Source organism: Agarivorans sp. 1_MG-2023 (assembly GCF_030548385.1).
GTDB lineage: Bacteria > Pseudomonadota > Gammaproteobacteria > Enterobacterales > Celerinatantimonadaceae > Agarivorans.
On the sequence record NZ_JAUOSJ010000004.1, the window covers coordinates 269,850 to 289,740 of the forward strand.

The following is a 19,891-nucleotide window of genomic DNA, read 5'->3' on the forward strand; positions in this document are numbered from 1 at the left end:
GGTGCCAAAACATAAGGAGAAATAAAACACATGAAAATAAATAAAATCGAAGCCGATTTAAGCCTTCAAAAACTGGCTGTGGAGCTAGGTTTACCAGAGGGTGTTGATGTATTAGATGCGCTGCTGAATGCACGAGAAGACGCTTGGGAAACGCTCACGGGGTTCTGTCGATATGAGCAACATCGCTACTCTAGACAGGTGAGAAATAAGGGTACTAGACGGGTGCTAAGACCAAACCCTAAAGGCTTTTTGAAGCTTAAAGCGGATGATGGGGTTTACAGATACTTCAACACACGAATCAGACGTGACTTTGCATAAAGAAACCTTTAGTCATTATAAGCATTCAGTTTGAAATAAGTGAAAACTAAAGGGTATGAAAGTAGGAATTTAATAGGTCTCGCCGATGGCTGTTTTTGGCCACTTTTCCAGCTCTCTGAGAGCTTTTTGCAAGTACCTTTTGCATGGTAAGCCTAAAGCGAAACTCTTTGTTAGAATCGCTTATATTGACGATTTCTGGCCATCTAGCCATTTGGATAGCCAAAAAAGTTCGAAAAACCATCAATTAATCACTTTTAGGGGCTATCATCTAAGGGGTTATTTAAATAGACTATAGATAGTGATAGTGGACATAACTAGTTGATTATCACTTGGAACCAGTTTTCTGGCTTGCACATGGATGAGTTGACTTTGGCGTGCTACAACACGCCTTAGTCGAAATGCAAACGCGCACCTAGCAAGGCAGGAGCTTTTAATGTTCACACTGTTCACCGCGAATATTAGCAGTCCAAGCTCTTCTTTGCTAGTGCTTTATTATGGCACCTGAAAAGAGGTTAACTTGAATATGCTAAAACTAACTAAACACCTGAAATTGTGCTATTGCACTTTGCACCAACAAGATTTGTTCTGTCCTTCACACGGTTTGGAGGTTGATCATGACAAATAAAGTTGTTGATGGTTGGGTTTATTGCCCTTACTACGTTCACTACATCACTGGTGAAAAGGTGTACCCCAAGAAAGCTAAGTGCTTTAAGTTTAAGGTTGGGGGCTAGATGACAAGGGGCATTGCGCCCCTTTTTTATTGTCTATTGAACAAACCAAGCTTCGTTGTTGCTCTCAAACGCTTTTGAATCCGCTGTATATGTGTAGTCATTGGTGATGATTGTGGCTGTTTTGGTTGTTTTGTCATGCAGCACTTCAAACTGAGTGAACACATCTTTTAAGGCGCGGTTTAACTTAACCCTAGCTTTAAATAGCTCGTCACCAGCTAATGGCTTAGGTTTGTAAAATCCATTTCCCCAAGTTTTCTGTAGGCAATCAGTCACGAGCTGACACGCTGTATCAAAGTTCATGTGTACGTCTGAAGATTGGGTTGCTACGTTTTCTGCCTTAGCTTTTTCAAGCTGTGCTTCAAGTTCATTGATAGCTTCAGAGCGGCGCTTTAGTTCTCGCTGTAAAGTGGGATCAGAGAAATCAGTGGTTAGCTGCAATAGCTCGCTGTAAGCCGTTTGTTGTTGGGTTATGTTGGCTTGAATTGCTTCTAGGTTCTTAGCTCGCTTGGGTTGGTTTACGTATTGCTGCCACTTCAATACGTACATTGGTTGGAGATAGCGTTCAGTAACAAAGGCTTCAATCATTTCGAATCTAAGTGGGGTGTTATCACAAGCTTTACTCTTGAAGCCTGTACAGGTTAGATACTTGAGAGTAGCACCTTTATTATCATATCTCATTGATGAACCACACTTGTGGCAAGTAGCTAATCCATTGACAAGGTTAGGGAAGTCGCTTTTCTTGCCCACGCCTGAGAAGGCTGTTGCGCGCTCTTGAGCTTTACTCTGGGCTAGGTAGTAGGTTTGTTCATCAATGATGGATGGGAAGTAGTTTTCTATAAATGTATTAGTGCTTACACGCTTTTTACCTTCACGGAAGTGGGGTTCAAATACACCCAAAACAGCCTTTGATTTTAGTATTCGGTTTACTGCTGTAGTACCCCACTTTGTGCGACCTGATGGGATGTTGTTTTCATTTAGGTGTCTTACAATTTTGTAGATGCCAAAGCCATCAATGTATAACTCAAAGATTCTCCTTACTGTTGCTGCGTGTTCTTCTAACACTGCATAGGATTTAGAATCTTCATTTGGCTTTAACCAGAAAGGACAGTTCTTAGTTTTCTTGGTTGTTTCTGGATTAGCCCACTTGTTTTGCCATGCTGCTTTTATGCGTTCAGATTTGGTTTTAGATTCATTGTAAGCCCTTTCCATTATGGTGAGGCTGATGATTAACTGGGTGGTGTCCACTGGTGTTTGGTATATGCAGTTGTCCATTAGAGTGACTACAGTTACATCTAGGTTTATTAGCGTTAGTAGCTGAGTCATGGAGAACTGGGTTTGTGATCGGCTAAGGCGATCAAGACTTTCAACCAAAAGGTAACAAGGGGTTGATATTGTTCCTTCTTGTACACCGTTTAGAAAGCGGCCTAGGGCTGCATCTTCTTGGGTGTTGCTGTTGTCGTACGCTGAGATACCTAAGTCTTCAAAGGTGTCATTGCTAAGCTGTAATTGATGTTGTTGGCAGTATTGTTGGGCGAGTTCAGATTGACGCCTTAAGGAATCACCTGAAGCTTGGATAGCTGTTGAGAAACGTATGTAGGTGTATGCAATCATAATCTTATTTATCCAAACGCAATATTACAATTATTACTTAAAAGGTTAAATGTACCAACTATTTCGATAGTTGGCTTGCCAGAGACCTCGGTTAAAGAAGCGAAAGACAGAGTACGTAGTGCGATACTAAACAGTGGCTTTTCTTTTCCGGCTAAACGCATCACCGTAAACCTTGCCCCAGCAGACGTTCCAAAAAGCGGAGGTCGATTTGATTTGCCTATTGCGATAGGCATCCTCGCTGCTGCTGGTGATATTCCGCTAGCTCGTTTAAACGATATGGCTTTTTGTGGAGAGTTGGCACTTTCTGGTGCTATTCGCCCAGTTAGCGGTGCTATTGCCACGGCACTGTCTATAAGCCAACAGCATCTCACCTTAGTCACCAGTGAACAAGACGCTGACGCCGCAGCACGGGTGCCTGAGGTGAAAGTACATGGTAGCGCCAGCCTGCAGCAGCTTAGCGCTGGTTTAAATGGTCAAAGCACTTTTAATCTGTTGGCTGCAAGCCCCATAGAGCCTGCATTAAGCAAGCTAGAGTCAGATATGAGCGACGTGCAGGGCCAGCACTTAGCCAAGCGTGCTTTAGAGCTGGCTGCGGCAGGGGCACATCACTTGTTGATGTTAGGCCCGCCGGGTACGGGAAAGACCATGTTAGCTAGTCGTTTACCGGGTATTTTACCCAGCCTAAGTGAGCAGCAGGCGATAGAAGTCGCGGCAATTAACTCGGTCAGTGCCCAGCAAAGAGAGCTTGAACAATGGTACATACCGCCATTTAGAAGCCCGCATCACAGTGCGTCTATGGTGGCTTTAGTAGGCGGAGGGTCAAACCCAAAACCGGGAGAAATCACTCTGGCGCATCACGGAGTGTTATTTTTAGATGAGCTACCAGAGTTTGCCCGCAGTACCCTAGATGCCCTGCGTCAGCCTCTAGAATCAGGCGAGGTACATATATCACGCGCTGCTTTACAAGTGCGTTTCCCTTCGCGCTTTCAGCTCATAGCAGCCATGAATCCGTCGCCCTGTGGATATTACCAAGGCCAACAATTGCGCAGTAACCCTGATCAAATCCTCAAGTATTTGAGTAAGCTTTCGGGTCCATTTCTAGATCGCTTTGATTTAAGCGTGGAGGTGGCTGAGTTACCGAAAGGCAGTTTAAGCCAACACTCTAGTGGTGAGTCTAGCGAGGCAATCAAACAGCGGGTTATTGCTGCCCGTAAATTACAAATGCAGCGCAGCGGTAAACTCAATAGCCAACTCTCGGGTAAAGAGTTACATAAACATGCTTTTCTTAGTGCTGAAAATAGCGACTTTTTAGAAAGCAGCATTCGCCAGCTTGGGCTTTCTGCACGAGCATTTCACCGAGTTTGGCGCTTGGCCAGAACCATTGCCGATCTGAAACAACAATCAGATGTTAAACGCAGTGATCTTATAGAAGCACTAAGTTATCGTGCTATGGATCGATTGTTAAAACAATTAAGCCACTAACATTCACTTTATTTTGACTATTTTCTGTTGAGTCTCTAGCGACTATAAATTTTTTGTCACAGCGCTGGCGCCGCTTGGGCGCCTTTTTTTGTTCCGTAAAGAAATGAATACAACAAAATGGCGCAGAAATTGTATAGCTGTCTGTGTTCAATTTATTGACACTTAATTAGAATGAAAAGAAAGATAACGTTTTCATAAGCTGCTGTTTTTGAAGTACTATGTGAGTTATAAACATAGAGTTATTGATAGCTGTTTATAGGAACCACGGGTGTTCAAGCTCTTTTAAAGAGTAAATGAAATATTAAAAAAGAAAGGCAGTAAGGTCAGAAACATGACTTTCACCGAAAAATCGTTAAACGGGTGTTTACAAGGTGACAGCTGCTACTTAAAGTGCAAACGTGAATAACCCGCATAAAGAGGTTATCGCGCTAATAAAAAAGGAAGGAATTACGATGATGAAATGGATGGTGATAGGCATTTCTCTATTGTTTGCTGCGAGCGCTAGCGCTCAAGAAGTTAGAATTTGGTTACAATCAGGTAGTGAATCGCAATGGATGGAGTTAAGTGATTTACAGATACAGAATACAGATGGCAGTTTAAAAAACCGCATAGTAGCTTTAGATAGCAAAGGAAAGCGTTTGTTTATGCCCCTAAGTGAGTTGGCATTCATTCAAGCAGATAATCAGTACTATTATGTATCTAATCAATATATTGCAGTAACCCACAGCGGCGCTAAGTTTAGCTTGCCAAGCCAAGATGATGACGCAGGTATGTTTGTGGCTAAAAATGGCTTTGGTGGATACACCACCTTTGACTACTCGGCATTACGTCGAATTATCTTCTCTAAATAGTTTCCTCATTCTGTCTAGAAAGAACCTCTTTCGCTTAATTAAAATTGCTTAAGCAACACTTTTTTAAGAGGTTTTTTCTGGCACAATAAAGGCTGCCTAGTTCAAGGGAACAGCCTTCTTGTTATATCTTTATCAAAGCAACCACTTAGATACCCTGCAAATACTGCTAAGTAAGGTAATGGCCTTACAGGCACCTGCTAATCCTTTTGTTCAGCAACAAGTGTTGGTGCAAAGTCCCGGCATGGCGCAGTGGCTAAAGCTACAACTGGCCGAACAACAGGGCATTGTGGCGAATGTTGCCTTCCCGCTACCTGCTAGTTTTATTTGGCAAATGTTTCATTTGGTCTTGCAAGACGTCCCCGAACAAAGTCCCTTCAATAAAGAAGCCATGAGTTGGCGCTTAATGCGTTTGCTACCTAAACGGTTGGCCGAAGAAGAATTTAGCGCACTAAAACACTACTTGCTAGGTGATGATGATACGACTGAGATAGAGAGCCGTAAGTTATGGCAACTGGCGCAGAAAATTGCTGACATTTACGACCAATATTTGGTGTATCGTAGCCAGTGGACCAGTGCTTGGGAAGATGGCGAAGACCTGATTGAAGTCAGTGAAAGCCAACCTTGGCAGCCGATCCTTTGGCGAGATTTGGTTGATGATACCGTTGGCTCTATGGACTCGCCCTACCACCGCGGCAATTTGTATATCGATTTTGTTGAGCAACTGCGGCTAGCAAAAACGGCGCCACAAGGCCTGCCAGAACAAGTGTTTATTTTTGGTATATCGGCTTTACCACCGGCCTATGTTGAGGCCTTAGATGCACTGGCCTTACATACTGATATTCATCTATTTCTCACCAATCCATCAGAGAAGTATTGGGGCGATGTACGCGACGTTAGCACTGTGCTTAAGCAGCAAGCCGACATTGAAGTAGTCGGTAACCCGCTATTAGCCTCAATGGGTAAGTTAGGGCGTGACTACATTGAAATGCTGCACCCGCTTAACAAACAAGAAACCGACATTTTTGCTAGCAACCTCAGTGAGCACAGCGCCGCAAGTTTATTGTCTTTGGTGCAAGATGATATTTTGCAGCTGCAAGATCCCATTGATTATCAGCGCTTTGATAGCAGCGAACATAAACGTTCTATTGCCGTTAACGACAGCAGTATTCAATTACATTTGTGCCATAGCCCTCGTCGAGAATTAGAAGTACTGCACGACCAGTTATTGGCAATGTTTGAACAAGATCCAGACTTAAGCCCGCGCGACGTAATCGTGATGGTGCCCGACGTAAACCGTTACGGGCCAATGATTCAAGCGGTATTTGGTAGCGCGAGTCGTGAGACTCGTTTGCCGTTTGCTATTTCTGATCGCAGTGCCACTCAAGAGAACCCGGTATTGCTCAGCTTTTTAGAGCTGCTGGCCTTACCACAAAAACGAAAGTCAGCCGCCGAATTGCTCGCTCTATTAGAAGTGCCTGCGATAATGCGCTGTTTCGACTTAAGCGAAGACGAGCTAAAACCGCTACGCCAATGGGTAAAAGAAGCGGGTGTGCGTTGGGGCTTAGATGGTGCTGATCGTAGCCGCTGGCAAGCACCAGATGACGAAACCCATTCTTGGTTATTTGGCATTAAGCGCATGTTGTTGGGTTATGCCATGCCTGGCGGAGCAGGCCTTTACCAAGGTGTGCTGGGCTATGATGAAGTGCAAGGTAAACGCGCACTTGCAGTGGGTAAGTTGGCCGACTTTATTGATGTGTTAATGCAACTCGAACAACAGCTCTTAGAAGCCGTACCAGCATCCCAATGGCGAGAGCGCCTGCAAGCTTTGCTAAGCGATATTTATCACTTTGATAGTGAGGACGAAGCCGAGCAATTGCGTTTGTTAAAGTTGTTTGAAACCTTGGTGGAGCAGTGCACCGCAACCGAATATCACGAGCCAATAAGCCCAGAGCTAATATTAGATTATTGCCGAAACCAGCTGAATGCCCAACGCGGCAGTCAGCGATTTTTAGCCGGACAAATCAACTTTTGTACCTTGCTACCAATGCGCGCTATTCCTTTTAAAGTAGTGTGTTTATTGGGAATGAATGACAGTGAATACCCACGCAGTGTGCCCAGTTTAGGTTTTGATCTTATGGCGGCTAATCCGCCAACACGTGGCGACCGTAGCCGCCGAGATGACGATCGTTACTTATTTTTAGAAGCGCTACTGGCTGCTCAACAGCGATTATACATTTCGTATATTGCACATAGCGCTAAAGATAATAGTGAGCAAACTCCCTCGGTATTAGTGGCCGAGCTGGCAGATTACTTAGCGCAAAGCTGTGTTTTAGACGGTGATGAGCAGCTCAATGTGGATGACTCCGGCAAGCAGTTACTTGCTCAGCTCACTCATCAGCATCCCTTGCAGCCATTCTCGCCCGAGTATTATCAGCATTCCTCACGGATCTTTAGTTATGCGCAGCGCTGGTTGCCCGCAGTGGCGGCTCAGCAACAGAATAAATCTGAGCAAGCCTCAGCTGAACCTCTAATCAACGAGGGTGGTTTGGCAGATATTGAAATGGACGAACTGCTAGCGTTTAGCCGCTCGCCAATTGCTTATTTTTATCAACGACGCTTAAAAGTGAGCTTTCCTCGCTTAAGTGACCAACTAGAAGAAACCGAACCGTTCTTGGTAGAAGGCTTATCGGGTTACGCCATGAAGCAACACCTGCTGGAGCAGCAATTAGATAATGCTGATAAACGCCAGCAGTTTGAACACTTACATGCCGCTGGCGCTTTGCCCCATGGTGGGTTTGGTGAAGTATCGTTTGAGCAGCAATGGCAAGACACACAACCATTGGCAGATATGCTATTTCCTTTGCTAGCGGGTGGTTTGTTAGAGCGCCAACAATTAATGCTGCAGCTGGACTACCATTCGGAAGACAGCGCATTACAAACCCGTTTATCGGCTTGGTTAAAGCATCAGTATGCACAAGGGTTGGTGTCTTATCGCCCCGGCAGCATTCGTGGTAAAGACTTAGTGGCTGCCTGGTTATGGCACTTGGTTTTTCATGCGGCGCAGCCAGCTCAAGCGTCAGCTAGTTATATCGTTGGCCGCAAAAATGCTTGGCAGTTCGCGCCTATTGATAGTGAATTTGCCACTCAGTGTTTGAGTGACTGGCTAACTTGCTTGCACGCAGGTTTACAGCAACCTTTGCTATTACCTATCGAAAGCGCTTGGCAATGGATAAGCCAGTGCAAGGATAAAAAGACTGGTGCAATCGAGTTTAGCGAAGCCAATATCGACAAGGCACGCCGCGCTGCACGCACCCAGTTTGCGGGTGGACCCTTTGCACAAGCCGAAGGTGATGACCCGTATATTCAAGCCCAACTAGCTGATTTAGAAGCAATATGGCCGGAATTCGAAGCCAATACTCAGCGTTTATTCGAGCCCTTGTTACAACATATAGAGGAGTTTGCCAGTGTCTGATATAAACGCGCAAGCTCAGCCTAAGCAGGCAGTAAGAACTAATAATCTCGATGCATTTACCCTTCCGCTGAACGGAGCGCGCCTAATTGAAGCCAGTGCTGGCACCGGTAAAACTTATACTATTGGCGCTTTGGTACTGCGTTTGTTATTAGGCCATCAGCGAGAAACGGGCCAAGGCTTTACTCAACAAGGGCAGCTAACTGCGCTCACTATCGAGCAAATTTTGGTGGTGACTTTTACCGAAGCCGCCACTCAAGAGTTACGCGGCCGCATCCGTGAAAAAATTCACGAAGCACGCATCGCCTTCTTACGTGGCACAAGTGAAGACTTCTTTATTGGCCAATTGCTAGATGAAGTGAGTGATCACCCACAAGCGGCCCAGCGTTTACTGCTGGCTGAACAAAACATGGATCAAGCCGCAGTATTCACCATTCATGGCTTTTGTCAGCGCATGTTAAAGCAACATGCTTTTGAATCTGGCTTACCTTTTGAGATGGAGTTTCTCACTAACGAAATCCATTTACGTTTACAGGCAGTGCAAGACTGCTGGCGGCAGCGTTTTTATCCCCTGCCTGTGCCACTTATTTCACGCATTGTGCAATGTTGGCCGGGGCCATATCAGCTGCATCAAGAAATTGGCAGCTTGCTTAGTCAAAGCCATTTTGAGCTGCAAGGTGTGCCAAATGAGCAAAATCTAGAAGCCTTTTTTGCCCAGCAAATTGCACGTATAGATACCTTTAAACAGCTGTGGAAACCCGCAGCAGCCGATATTGCCGAGCTAATTGCCACTGCGCCTTTAAACGGCAACAAGTTTCGCAAAGCCTCAGTAGAGAAATGGCTAGGGCTGATTAATCAGTTTGCCGACGCTCCCACCGAGAGCGACTTTTTAAGCAAGCCTTTGCGTGAAGCCTTAGGCAAGTTTGCCCCAGAGAATTTAGCCAATGGTGTCAAAGCCAAAGGTGCGCCGCCAGAGCATAAGGCGTTTAATGCTATTGAAGCCTTGTTTGATGACGAACAGAACATTAAAAACCTGCTGTTAGCGCAGTTATTACCGCAAATTCGCCAGCGCTTTGCCGAGCTAAAACAGCAGCAACAGTTATTGAGTTTTGATGATTTACTGGCGGGTTTAGCCAAGGCGCTAAATGCCCCGCAAGGTGGTGTTCTCGCCGAGCAAATTGCCCAGTTGTATCCAGTGGCAATGATTGACGAATTTCAAGATACCGACCCGCAGCAGTATCAAATATTTTCGCAGCTTTATATGGGCAGAGCCGATAGCGCATTAATGCTGATTGGTGACCCTAAACAAGCCATTTATGGCTTTCGTGGGGCCGATATTTTCACCTACATGCAAGCACGTAACAATGTTGCTGCACGTTATAACTTGCCCACCAATTGGCGCTCGACCGGGGCGATGGTTAATGCCTGTAATCTATTGTTTGAAGCCCATGCGCGGCCATTTATTTTTGACGATGCGATTGAGTTTATTCCAGTTGATGCGAACAAAAAAAGCCTTAAAGGCTTACAAATTAATGGTCAAGAACAAGCTGCGATGCAGTTTTTGTATCAGCAAAATAGTGAGTTTGTGCGTGGCGAAGACTATATCAATGGCCAAGCTTTGCAGTGTGCTCAGCAAATTCAGCAATTATTAGAAGCCGGGCAAAGCGGCGTAGCAACGCTGGGCGACAAGGGTAAAACCGTTGAAGCGGGAGACATTGCGGTATTGGTAAGAACCCGCCGCGAAGGTGACAAAGTCGCTGCGGCATTGGCCAAACAAAATATAGCCAGCGTGAGTTTGTCTAACCGCGATAGTGTGTTTGAAAGCCCAGAAGCTTATCAGTTTTACCTGCAATTATTAGCCTGCCAAGAGCCGCATAACGATCGTAAATTACGTGCCGCCCTCGCCAGCAAAATGCTTGGTCTAAGCTTGCAAGAGTTGGATGCTCTGAACACCGACGAAGTTTGTTGGCAACGTTATTCGCAAGAATTTGCCGAGTACCAACAACTGTGGCTAAGCCAAGGCGTACTGGCCATGTTTTATCGCTGGATGAGCCAACGTGGTATTAGCGAGCGCTGGATAAATCAAAGTGATAACTACGGTGAGCGCTTACTCACCAACTTAATGCATTTAGCTGAGCTGCTGCAAAATCAAAGTGCCGAGCTAGATGGTGAAGCCGCCCTAATGCGTTGGTTTTCCGAGCAACTATTAGAGCCAGACGGCAATGCCGACGACCAACAATTACGTTTAGAAAGCGACGCGAACTTAGTGCAAATTGTCACTATTCATAAAAGTAAGGGTTTGGAATATCCAATAGTGATGTTGCCATTTATTCTTGGTTTTCGCGAAGCCAGCGAAGCCTTGTACCATGAAGGCGAGCGCTTTATTTATGATTTGGACGCTGGCGAAAAAGCCATGGAAGCGGCTTGCCAAGAACGTTTAGCCGAAGATTTACGCTTGTTGTATGTGGCGGTAACCCGGGCAGTGTATTGTTGTTATTTAGGCGTGGCAGATCTTAAAAAAGGCAATGCCAAAAAAGGCGATACCGACGTACACCAAAGTGCGTTGGGTTACTTACTGCAACAAAATCAGCCGCAGCCTGCGGGGGCTTTAGCGGCAATATTAGACAATCTTGCCCTACACAAAGACATTGCCTGGCAAACAGTGAGTGAGCAAACACTCACGCCTTATCAAGCCATTGATGAGGGCGAACAGAGTTACGCTGCGCGACATTTTACCAGCCAGATTAATCGAAACTGGTGGCTCACTAGCTATTCGGCGCTGAGTCGTCATCAAGGTCACCATTCTGGCTTCGACGCCAGCAGCGATATGGCATGGCTAGATCAAGCCGAAGGACTAAGCGTTGAAAACAGCCAGCTACAGGCAGAGCAAACACTCACTATTTTTGACTTTCCGCGTGGCGCTGAGGCGGGTACCTTTTTGCATTTGTTGTTTGAAGAGCTGGATTTCCTAGCGGAGATTGATGAAGTCCGCCAACAGCTACCCAGCTTGTTACAAGCGTCAAGCTACAACCAGTTAAATGAACAAGGCGAGTTATTGTGGTTAGAGCCTTTGGCCCAAATGTTTATACAAGTGTGTGCAACGCCACTCGATGATGCAGGCAGTATTGAGGCCTATAGTTTAAGCCACTTGCCCGAGCCACAACGTTTGGTTGAGATGGAGTTTTTCTTACCAATTGCCGATCTGCAAGCTAACCAAGTGAACCGCTTAATTCGTCACTTCGACCCTTTGAGTCGCCGAGCTAACTTACTCGATTTTGCTAGCGTGCAAGGCATGCTTAAAGGCTTTATTGATTTAGTGTATCAACACAATGGCCGCTATTATGTGCTGGACTATAAGTCTAACTACTTGGGCGATGATGTGGGCGAATATCAACAGCAAGCAATGAAAAATGCCATGGTTGAGCATCGCTACGATTTTCAGTATCAGTTGTACAGTTTGGCTTTACATCGTTGGTTAGGCCAACGCCTGCCCGACTATGATTACCAGCAGCATTTCGGTGGCGTATATTACTTGTTTTTACGTGGCATGAGTGGCGCTGAAACTTCACCAATCACCGATCGCCAAGGGGTCTATTTTAGTCGCCCAGAGCCAGAGTTTATTGAACACCTCGACCAACTATTTGCCGGTGAGCACTTGCCTACCGAGTTGCCAATGTTGCCAAGCTGCGAGGAGCTAGCCGATGAGTAATTTAGCCAGCTTAATCACTTCGCCAGCCCTTACTTGGTTACAGCAACTTAAACAAGATGGTGCCATTAGTGCTTTAGATTTTCATTTTGCCAAGACCTTCGCCAGCAATAACAATGCAGAGGCCTTAATGATTGCCGCCGCGATGGTGAGCAACGAGTTAAATGCTGGGCACGTGTGCATTGATGTTGCTGGCATTGCCAAGCGTTGTGAAATTTTAGGCCATTGCCCACTCGAGCAATATCAAAATAGTGATTTTTGGTTGAAGGTGCTCAGTGAATCCGAGGCTGTTCAGCAAGCCGATAACGCTGAGCAAAGTGCTAAACCATTGGTGCTGCAATATCAGCGGGTATATTTATACCGTTATTGGCGCTATGAACAGCAAATTGCCAATTACTTTTCGCAAGCTCAGGTGTCTAGTGAGTTTTCGGCCAGCGAGATTGCCCAGCGAGTGCAGCAATTATTTAGCTCAGACTGGCCGATGTTGTTAAAAGCAAAAGCTAACTATCCAGCCCAGCAAATGGAGCTGTATGCTGAGCAATTTCTCGATGTAAATGACGTAAGTTTGCTGAACGATGTTAGCTGGCTTCAGCAACTCGCTGAGATTAATGACGAGCAAAGCTTGGCCACCTTTGTTAGTAGCATAAGCAGCGTCAGCAAAATAAATTGGCAGCAATTGGCAGCCTTGCAGGCCTGTTATCAAGCTCGATTGGTGATAAGCGGTGGGCCAGGTACCGGCAAAACCACCACCGTGACTCGCTTGTTAGCGTTATTACAAGATTTACATTTAAGCTCTGGCAAACCCGCGCTTAATATTCAGCTAGTTGCGCCAACCGGTAAAGCGGCCGCTCGTTTGAGTGAATCAATTATTGGTGCCAAGCACCAGCTCAATGCCAGTGAGCAAACCATTGCCACCATTCCTGAGCAAGCGTCTACCATTCACCGTTTGCTGGGTGTAATTCCCGGCCGAGCGGAGTTTCGTCATCATGCAGACAACCCACTCACTTTGGATATGTTAGTGGTAGATGAAGCCTCGATGATTGATATGCCCTTAATGGTTAAGCTACTGGCCGCGATGCCCGCTAAAGCGAGGATCATATTGTTGGGTGATAAAGATCAGCTGGCTTCGGTAGAAGCAGGGGCGGTACTTGGTGATTTATGTGCCTTTATCGACCACGGTTACAGTGCCGAGCTAAGCCAATTTCTACAAGCCTGTAGTGGTTTTGATTTATCTCAACAACAAACCCAAGCACCTTTGGCGATCGCCGATAAATTGTGTTTGTTACGCAAAAGCTACCGCTTTGATGCACGCTCTGGCATTGGTTTGTTAGCTAAGGCGGTAAACCAAGGGCGCGCTGATCACGCTTTAGAGCTGCTTAACTCACAACGCCCAGATTTGCCTTATCAAAGCTTAGGCCAAGAGGCTTATCAAGATTTGCTCGATACAGTGGTGCAAGGTTATCAGCCTTATTTAAACGCGCTGCAACAAGGGCAAAACATGCAGCAGGTATTTGAATTATTTCACCAATTCCAGCTATTGGTGGCTTTGCGAAATGGCGAGCTAGGAGTTAGCGGCTTAAACCAGCGCATAGAAAGCCTATTGAAAAAGCACGGCTTGATTGAGCGCTCTACTAATACCGAGAGCCTGTGGTATGCCGGCCGCCCAGTAATGATTGATCAAAACGACCACGAACAGCAGCTATATAACGGCGACATTGGTATTTGTGCCAGCGATGAAAACGGCCAGCTAATGGTAGCGTTTGAATCGGCCAATGGTTTACGTTGGCTGCTGCCAAGCCGCCTGCCTGCTCATCAAAGCGTGTATGCGATGACGGTGCACAAAAGCCAAGGCAGTGAATTTAAACATGTCGCCATGTTACTGCCGCCCGCTAAACAAGGTTTGGTGAATCGAGAGTTGTTATACACCGCGATTACTCGAGCGAAAAGTCAGTTTAGCTTGTATGCCGATGCTGAAAGTATTAGTGCAGCGTGTAGAAATAAAACCCAACGGCGTTCGGGTTTGGTGGAGCGTTTAGCTGCTAGATAGGGGCTTCTCGTTATTTGCATTTTTCTATCTAGGTGTTTAATCGTTGATTAAACACCTCCTGTATGTAAAGCATAAATGCTTTCACTTTGGGAATATTGAGTTTGTGTTTTGGATATAACGCATACACATCAACGTCAGGCATTCCCCAGTTGCCCAGAAGGGGAACTAAAGAACCATCATGTACTTGTTGTTCACACATGTAGTCAGGGAGTACCGCTATACCAATTCCTTCTACTACCATTTGCTTAAGAATAAGATAGTCATCCACTAACATTTTAGGTGCAATTTTGAGAGTTTGTTTTTGTCTGCCCGACACCAGCTCTAAATGCCCTTCATTTTGCACACTCGTCATAAGCAAAAAATCGTATTGGGCTAACTGGTTAATCGATTTGATTGCTCCGTGTTGCTGTAAATAATGAGGACTAACGTATAGTTTTCGGCTAACTTGGCCGAGTCGTTTTGCAATGAGACGCGAATCGTCGAGGTCGCCAATTCGAATGACTAAATCAAAACCTTCTTCAATTAGGTCTACGCGTTGATTAAGTAACTCAAGTTGTAATTTAATTTCCGGATATTGACGCATAAACGTGCCTAAAACGGGTTTGAGAATGTCATGTCCCATGCCTACCGATGCGCCAATCTTTAACTGCCCTTCCACTTTATTTAACACTTGAGCGATGGCTGCCTCTGCTAAGCCAACTTCGGCTGAAATACTCCGGCAATGTGTTAAATAGAGTTGCCCTGCCTCGGTAATATGCTGGGAACGGGTTGTTCGTTCTAGCAGTATTACACCTAGGCGTTTTTCTAAACGAGATATTTTACGGCTCAGATTTGCTTTAGGCATGGCTAAGCGATCAGCTGCTAATGTGAAACTACCCGCATCTACCACCGCTACGAACAGCATCATGTCATTTAAATCGCTTACTACATTCATTTTTTGCTTAATCATATTGTTGTTAAATATGGAAAAGAAATTCTAATTTATGTGTATATATAAAACAATTGGTGTTCACTAGAATAACTCCATCAACGACAGAAACTCTGTTAACACAACAAGGATTAAGTTATGAAAATACTATCAAGAGATTCTTTAGCATTAGGCGGATTCGCTGGCATTGTTGAACATCGCCTAGTGACGGATAGTAAGGTTTTTGGGGCGCGCAAAAAACCTGAAACCTTTGATGGATTGGGCAGCATGGTTTATTTGGCTGATGCTCGATATAAACCCTTTGGGTCATCGGGTATGCATCCTCACCGTGAACTCGATGTTATTTCAATTATTGTTGAAGGCCGTGTTAGCCATGAAGGCTCAATGGAGCATGGAAAAAATCTAGTTGCTGGCGATGTTCAAGTTCAACGAGCGGGCGGGGAAGGTTTCTCGCACAATGAGCTAAATCCAGACAACGACACCAACAGAATGTTGCAAGTTTGGGCATTACCAGAAGTAGAGGGACAAAGAGCATCTTACAAATCGTACACCCCAAAATTAGATGGTATTACTCGAATTTATGGAGGGGATTCCTCGCAAGAAAAAACATTTGATAGTCATACTCTGATTGATATTGCGCATGTTACCGCCGGAAGTGACCTGCATTTCCAAAGTAACACGCTGATTTATCTTATAAGTGGGGATGCGCAGATAAGTGAAAAGGCTAATGCTGAAGTACTAACAGTAAAAGAGGGGGACTTGATTCGCAGTAGTGAACTAACGATCTCGGCCATCAATCACCTACATTTACTGGTTGTTAGTGAGTAACAAACTGATGAATCACAACATTGATAATGGGAAAGCAATTATGACCTAGGTATATTCATGAGACTGTTTGCGTGCCCCATGCGAAACTCAATGTTATCGCGAAGAGCACCTAAGCTCTCCACGGGCAAAAGTTTAGATGTTCTATTGTTTAACTAAGCGAACCTCTAGCTGAACTGTATCAACGCCGCAAACTCCCTCACTCACCTCAACGTCGTAAGCGTACCAATGCTCATAGCCTTGTTTCATAACGGTCACGTTATAAAAGCCAACTCTTTCAATAGCGCCCTGTAAGGTGTGTTTTGGTTCGCAGGTTATGCCTTCAGGGTGGGTTAGTGTTTCTTCGTAACTTGATTCTTGAAGAGTCGCACTTGAACCACAAGAGATCGCATCTCCTGTCTTGTCATCTAATACTGTTATAGCAATGCCCGGGTTTACAACGTCAGGACAACCAAAACCAGCTTCTTCTGAATTACAGCCTAGCAGCGCTAAACCCACTAATCCGACTGAGTAATATCGCCAACTTTTCAAATCCATCTTCCTTGATTGAGAGTAATCTTTTACTATTCAAATGCTAATTTATTGATAATTTTGATATTAATGTAAGCCAGTGATTTTTAAAATTAAAAAATACTAATTTAGTGCAGTCACGCAAGTTTTCGCTAGTTCTTCCTCTGTTGCATATACTCTTGAAACAGCTTGTGTACCCCATGCAAAAACTCAACGTCACCGCGGCGCGCGCCTAACATATCGTCTACAAATCTAAGGCTACTGGCGGGGATGGGAGAGCCTTTTACTAGGTCACGTTCTTGCTGACTTAGCGGGAGCAAATACACCATGCTCAAATCCATGGCTTTGGCTAATTTGTAAATTTCGATTTGGCTAAAATTGGCCGAGCCGTCTTTGTCTAACTTGTTGTAGAGCGCGGTTTTAGAAATGCCGCTTAGCTTTGCCAGTTGGTTACGATTTAACGAGTAATACGCCATTAATGATTCAACGCGCTCGATTTGCATTGCGCGGTACTCTCGCTCATTACAGTCGGTAAATTCAAAGCTGCCAGTGGCAATGTTGTCCCATTCAGAGGTACTCATAATTATTCCCGTATTGAGGAAAAATGCTGTTATTTCGTTCCAGTATAAGGACTATTAAGCCGATAAAATAGCCTTATTGATTTGAGCTGGAGATAAGCATGAGACAAACATCCGACAGAATTCGTCACGCTATTGGTTTTGAACTAGTGGGTTTGTTAGGCGCAATGCCATTAATGAGTATTTTGTTTGGGGTTGACCCTATGCACTCTGGCGCTATGGGTTTGTTTTTCTCTGTGGTGGCTACGCTGTGGAACTATAAATACAACGCGTGGTTTGATGGTTATTTGCAGCGTCGCCAAGGCAATAGTGAAAAGAGCCAGCAGCAACGAGTAATACATGCTTTGGGGTTTGAAGCAGGTTTGTTGGTGATTACTATTCCTGTGATGGCCTGGTGGTTTGAGGTGAGCTTGCTGCAAGCCTTGATTATGGATGCAGCGATGATTGTATATTACTTGTTCTTTGCTTACGGCTATAACTTAGCTTACGACAAGTTGTTTCCTGTGCTTGGCCAAGTAAAGGCTCAATCATGCTCAGCTTAGTAGGCCACTAAGTTTGGCGCGGCTATAACAAGCGATGGTTTTGGCATCGTTAATGGTTCCGTTAACGATGCCGTGTTCGAACTCCGTGAGGCTCATTTCAAATACTTCAATAAATTCGTCTTCGTCACATTGGCCTGCCTTTGCGCTTAAGCCTTTAGCCACAAACAAATACTGGATCTCGTCGCAAAAACCGGGAGCGGGGTATAGCTTGCCCAAGTTATGCCATTCTTCCGCCACCAAATTTACCTCTTCTTGAAGCTCACGCTTGGCGCATTCTAATATGCCTTGTGATGATTGCTCGTTGGCTTCAATGGTGCCGGCGGGTAATTCAACTAGCCAATCTTTAATCGCAGTTCGGTATTGGCGTTCCATTATTATTTTGCCTTGCGGGTTTAGTGCCAAAATAACCACTGCGCCTGGGTGTTGTAAGGTAGTGACTTGTACTTGGCGTTGATCGGGCAGTTGGTGTGGCTCTTCAACAACTTCAAAGCAGTGCCATTTACACAGTGTTTGTTTTTCCATTTTAAGGCTCCTCAGGCTTATTTCTTCTAGCTTACTGCACTTAGATGACGGGAGGGTTCTAAAATTAATGACAAATTTATATATAAATTTATCAATTACTCGCAAGAACCGACAAATTAGCACATAGTTTTAGGAGTTCTTAGGAGGATTTGTTATGTCACGTATGACGCTCTACCTTGCTGTTACTGCGGTGTTTTTGGCGGTAGTGATGACAATAACTAGCATTACTTTGCTTAATCAACGAAATGTATCGGTGAATGCGCTATCCAGTGATATTGCTAAACAAGCCGCAGCGGTGTCAGTTTTACTAAAACATACCGAAACTCAAAATCGCCAAGAGCTAGAATATTTTGCAGACTTAAGTCTGGTTCAGCAAGCGCTGTTAAGCGGCCAATATACTCAGTTAGAAGAATTGCTACGCAAGCTGATGAAGCGTAAATCCAGCATTGTGCAAAGTCGCTTATTAGACCCGCAAGGTCGAGAAGTATTTAAGTTGGTGACTCGGGGTGGTGTGCCAATGCGTTTAGCCGATGTAGAGCTGCAAGATAAATCGGAACGTTACTACGTTAAACAACTATTAGACGTACCCAGCACCCGCTCTTATATGTCTGCAGTAGATTTAAATGTGGATTATGGCGTGGTAGAAGTGCCTTATCGCCCGGTGTTACGCATTGCCCAAAAAATTACTAACCCAAATACTGGGCAGGTGATGGGCTCGCTAATGTTTAACTACGACGTAAATGTAGTGTTTAGTCAGCTGGGTAGCTTGATCCCTGATCATATGCAGTTGTACATCGTAGACTATAAAAACCAGTTTTTAGCCCACCCACAACCAGAGCTGCGTTATTGCGCTGAATTAGAGTGTGAGCTTTTGTATAGCGCAACTCAGTTAAGCCATTTAGCCCATCAACGGGTGTATTTTGATCAATCTTTAGCGGCAGAGGTGAATTTAGACAGTGCCGCTCGACCTGTGGTGAGTGGCTCTAAGCTGGTGGTGGCTTATAAGCCGAGTTACTTGCCAGCGCTTACTCAGCCTTTATCGGCCATTGCGGTGCTTAGTCGTAGTATGTTGTGGTGGGCGATATTGCTGGTGAGCCTGCTATTAAGCGCGGGAGTTTGTTATAGCTACGAGCATTTACAAAAGCAATTAGACGCACGCTTACAAAAAGCCAAGATGCAAAAGGTACTAGAAGGTGTTACCGAAATGTTGGAACGCTTGCACGAAAATGACGACCCAATAACCGGTAGCCATGTGCAGCGGGTATCTTACTATTCGCGCTTAATGGCTGAGCACTTAGGTTTAGATAAACAACTGGTGGATGATATTCATCAGTTTGCGTCGCTGCATGATATTGGCAAGATTTCTACGCCCGATGCGATATTGGGTAAGCCGGGCAAGCTTGATCCTCAAGAATGGGAGGTGATGAAGCAGCACGTAGACAATGGTTATCAGTTATTGCGAGACTTTGAGTTGAGCCCAGTAGCTGAGAATATTGTGCGTGGCCACCACGAGCGTTGGGACGGTGAAGGGTATCCGCAAAAAATTGCTGGCGAAGAGATTCCAATTGAAGCCCGCATTGTGAGTTTAGTGGATTGCTTTGATGCGTTAATGTCGGTGCGCCCCTACAAGCCGGCTTTTTCCTTTGAGAAATCTAAGGGCATTATTAATGAGCTTAGCGGCAAGGCCTTTGACCCTTACTTGGTGCAGGTATTTAACTTTCTTGAAAATGATTTTCGAAAAAGCCGCTCTAAGCTCAGCAAAACCTAAGGG

The 19,891-nt window shown here is 45.1% G+C and carries 14 protein-coding genes; 9 read left to right on the forward strand and 5 right to left on the reverse strand.

The features are described from left to right. The first annotated feature begins 30 nt into the window (after positions 1–30). A complete protein-coding gene (locus tag Q4592_RS07605) occupies positions 31–318 on the forward strand; it encodes a hypothetical protein (RefSeq protein ID WP_303511688.1) in 288 nt (95 codons plus the stop codon). 764 nt (positions 319–1,082) lie between these two features. Here the strand turns inward: Q4592_RS07605 and Q4592_RS07610 are convergent. After that, positions 1,083–2,660 carry a recombinase family protein gene (locus Q4592_RS07610; protein ID WP_303511689.1) on the reverse strand — a complete coding sequence of 526 codons (1,578 nt, stop codon included), beginning with the start codon at positions 2,658–2,660 and terminating at the stop codon, positions 1,083–1,085. A gap of 21 nt (positions 2,661–2,681) precedes the next feature. On the opposite strand from Q4592_RS07610, the gene Q4592_RS07615 reads away from it, so the two are divergent. From Q4592_RS07615 to recD, 5 genes are all read left to right on the forward strand, one after another. Further along, positions 2,682–4,142, forward strand: coding sequence for a YifB family Mg chelatase-like AAA ATPase (locus Q4592_RS07615; RefSeq protein WP_303511868.1), 1,461 nt, complete (start codon positions 2,682–2,684; stop codon positions 4,140–4,142). A gap of 452 nt (positions 4,143–4,594) precedes the next feature. After that, a complete protein-coding gene (locus tag Q4592_RS07620) occupies positions 4,595–4,993 on the forward strand; it encodes a hypothetical protein (RefSeq protein WP_303511691.1) in 399 nt (132 codons plus the stop codon). A gap of 118 nt (positions 4,994–5,111) precedes the next feature. Next, positions 5,112–8,465 (forward strand): exodeoxyribonuclease V subunit gamma, encoded by a 3,354-nt coding sequence (gene recC / locus Q4592_RS07625; protein ID WP_303511693.1) that lies wholly within the window; start codon positions 5,112–5,114, stop codon positions 8,463–8,465. Next, positions 8,458–12,171, forward strand: a complete 3,714-nt coding sequence (gene recB, locus Q4592_RS07630; RefSeq protein ID WP_303511694.1) for an exodeoxyribonuclease V subunit beta — start codon at positions 8,458–8,460, stop codon at positions 12,169–12,171. Before recC ends, recB begins: the two co-directional genes overlap by 8 nt. Beyond that, complete coding sequence (gene recD, locus Q4592_RS07635) at positions 12,164–14,215, forward strand: exodeoxyribonuclease V subunit alpha (RefSeq protein WP_303511696.1); 2,052 nt, start codon at positions 12,164–12,166, stop codon at positions 14,213–14,215. Before recB ends, recD begins: the two co-directional genes overlap by 8 nt. A 28-nt stretch (positions 14,216–14,243) precedes the next feature. Here the strand turns inward: recD and Q4592_RS07640 are convergent, their stop codons facing one another. Then, positions 14,244–15,149, reverse strand: a complete 906-nt coding sequence (locus tag Q4592_RS07640) for a LysR family transcriptional regulator (protein ID WP_303511697.1) — start codon at positions 15,147–15,149, stop codon at positions 14,244–14,246. 132 nt (positions 15,150–15,281) lie between these two features. On the opposite strand from Q4592_RS07640, the gene Q4592_RS07645 reads away from it, so the two are divergent. Next, positions 15,282–15,971 (forward strand): pirin family protein, encoded by a 690-nt coding sequence (locus Q4592_RS07645; protein WP_303511699.1) that lies wholly within the window; start codon positions 15,282–15,284, stop codon positions 15,969–15,971. Between the two features lie 141 nt (positions 15,972–16,112). Here the strand turns inward: Q4592_RS07645 and Q4592_RS07650 are convergent, their stop codons facing one another. Further along, positions 16,113–16,499 carry a hypothetical protein gene (locus Q4592_RS07650; protein WP_303511700.1) on the reverse strand — a complete coding sequence of 129 codons (387 nt, stop codon included), beginning with the start codon at positions 16,497–16,499 and terminating at the stop codon, positions 16,113–16,115. Positions 16,500–16,630: 131 nt separating this feature from the next. Next, positions 16,631–17,059 (reverse strand): hypothetical protein, encoded by a 429-nt coding sequence (locus Q4592_RS07655; protein ID WP_303511701.1) that lies wholly within the window; start codon positions 17,057–17,059, stop codon positions 16,631–16,633. Between the two features lie 98 nt (positions 17,060–17,157). Between Q4592_RS07655 and Q4592_RS07660 the strand changes: the two genes are divergently transcribed. Next, a complete protein-coding gene (locus Q4592_RS07660; RefSeq protein ID WP_303511703.1) occupies positions 17,158–17,598 on the forward strand; it encodes a PACE efflux transporter in 441 nt (146 codons plus the stop codon). Here Q4592_RS07660 and Q4592_RS07665 read toward each other — a convergent pair. After that, positions 17,590–18,120: an NUDIX hydrolase gene (locus Q4592_RS07665; protein ID WP_303511705.1), complete on the reverse strand. Its 531-nt coding sequence runs from the start codon at positions 18,118–18,120 to the stop codon at positions 17,590–17,592. The genes Q4592_RS07660 and Q4592_RS07665 overlap by 9 nt on opposite strands. Before the next feature lie 154 nt (positions 18,121–18,274). Here Q4592_RS07665 and Q4592_RS07670 point away from each other — a divergent pair, with 154 nt between their 5' ends. Further along, positions 18,275–19,888, forward strand: a complete 1,614-nt coding sequence (locus tag Q4592_RS07670) for an HD domain-containing phosphohydrolase (RefSeq protein ID WP_303511707.1) — start codon at positions 18,275–18,277, stop codon at positions 19,886–19,888. The last annotated feature ends 3 nt before the right edge of the window (positions 19,889–19,891 follow it).

Coding starts and splice junctions, on each gene's coding strand:
- Q4592_RS07665 (WP_303511705.1), bottom strand. CDS start 18,120: ATGGAAAAACAAACACTGTGTAAATGGCACTGCTTTGAAGTTGTTGAA.
- recD (WP_303511696.1), top strand. CDS start 12,164: ATGAGTAATTTAGCCAGCTTAATCACTTCGCCAGCCCTTACTTGGTTA.
- Q4592_RS07660 (WP_303511703.1), top strand. CDS start 17,158: ATGAGACAAACATCCGACAGAATTCGTCACGCTATTGGTTTTGAACTA.
- Q4592_RS07610 (WP_303511689.1), bottom strand. CDS start 2,660: ATGATTGCATACACCTACATACGTTTCTCAACAGCTATCCAAGCTTCA.
- Q4592_RS07620 (WP_303511691.1), top strand. CDS start 4,595: ATGATGAAATGGATGGTGATAGGCATTTCTCTATTGTTTGCTGCGAGC.
- Q4592_RS07645 (WP_303511699.1), top strand. CDS start 15,282: ATGAAAATACTATCAAGAGATTCTTTAGCATTAGGCGGATTCGCTGGC.
- Q4592_RS07670 (WP_303511707.1), top strand. CDS start 18,275: ATGTCACGTATGACGCTCTACCTTGCTGTTACTGCGGTGTTTTTGGCG.
- Q4592_RS07605 (WP_303511688.1), top strand. CDS start 31: ATGAAAATAAATAAAATCGAAGCCGATTTAAGCCTTCAAAAACTGGCT.
- Q4592_RS07640 (WP_303511697.1), bottom strand. CDS start 15,149: ATGAATGTAGTAAGCGATTTAAATGACATGATGCTGTTCGTAGCGGTG.
- Q4592_RS07655 (WP_303511701.1), bottom strand. CDS start 17,059: ATGAGTACCTCTGAATGGGACAACATTGCCACTGGCAGCTTTGAATTT.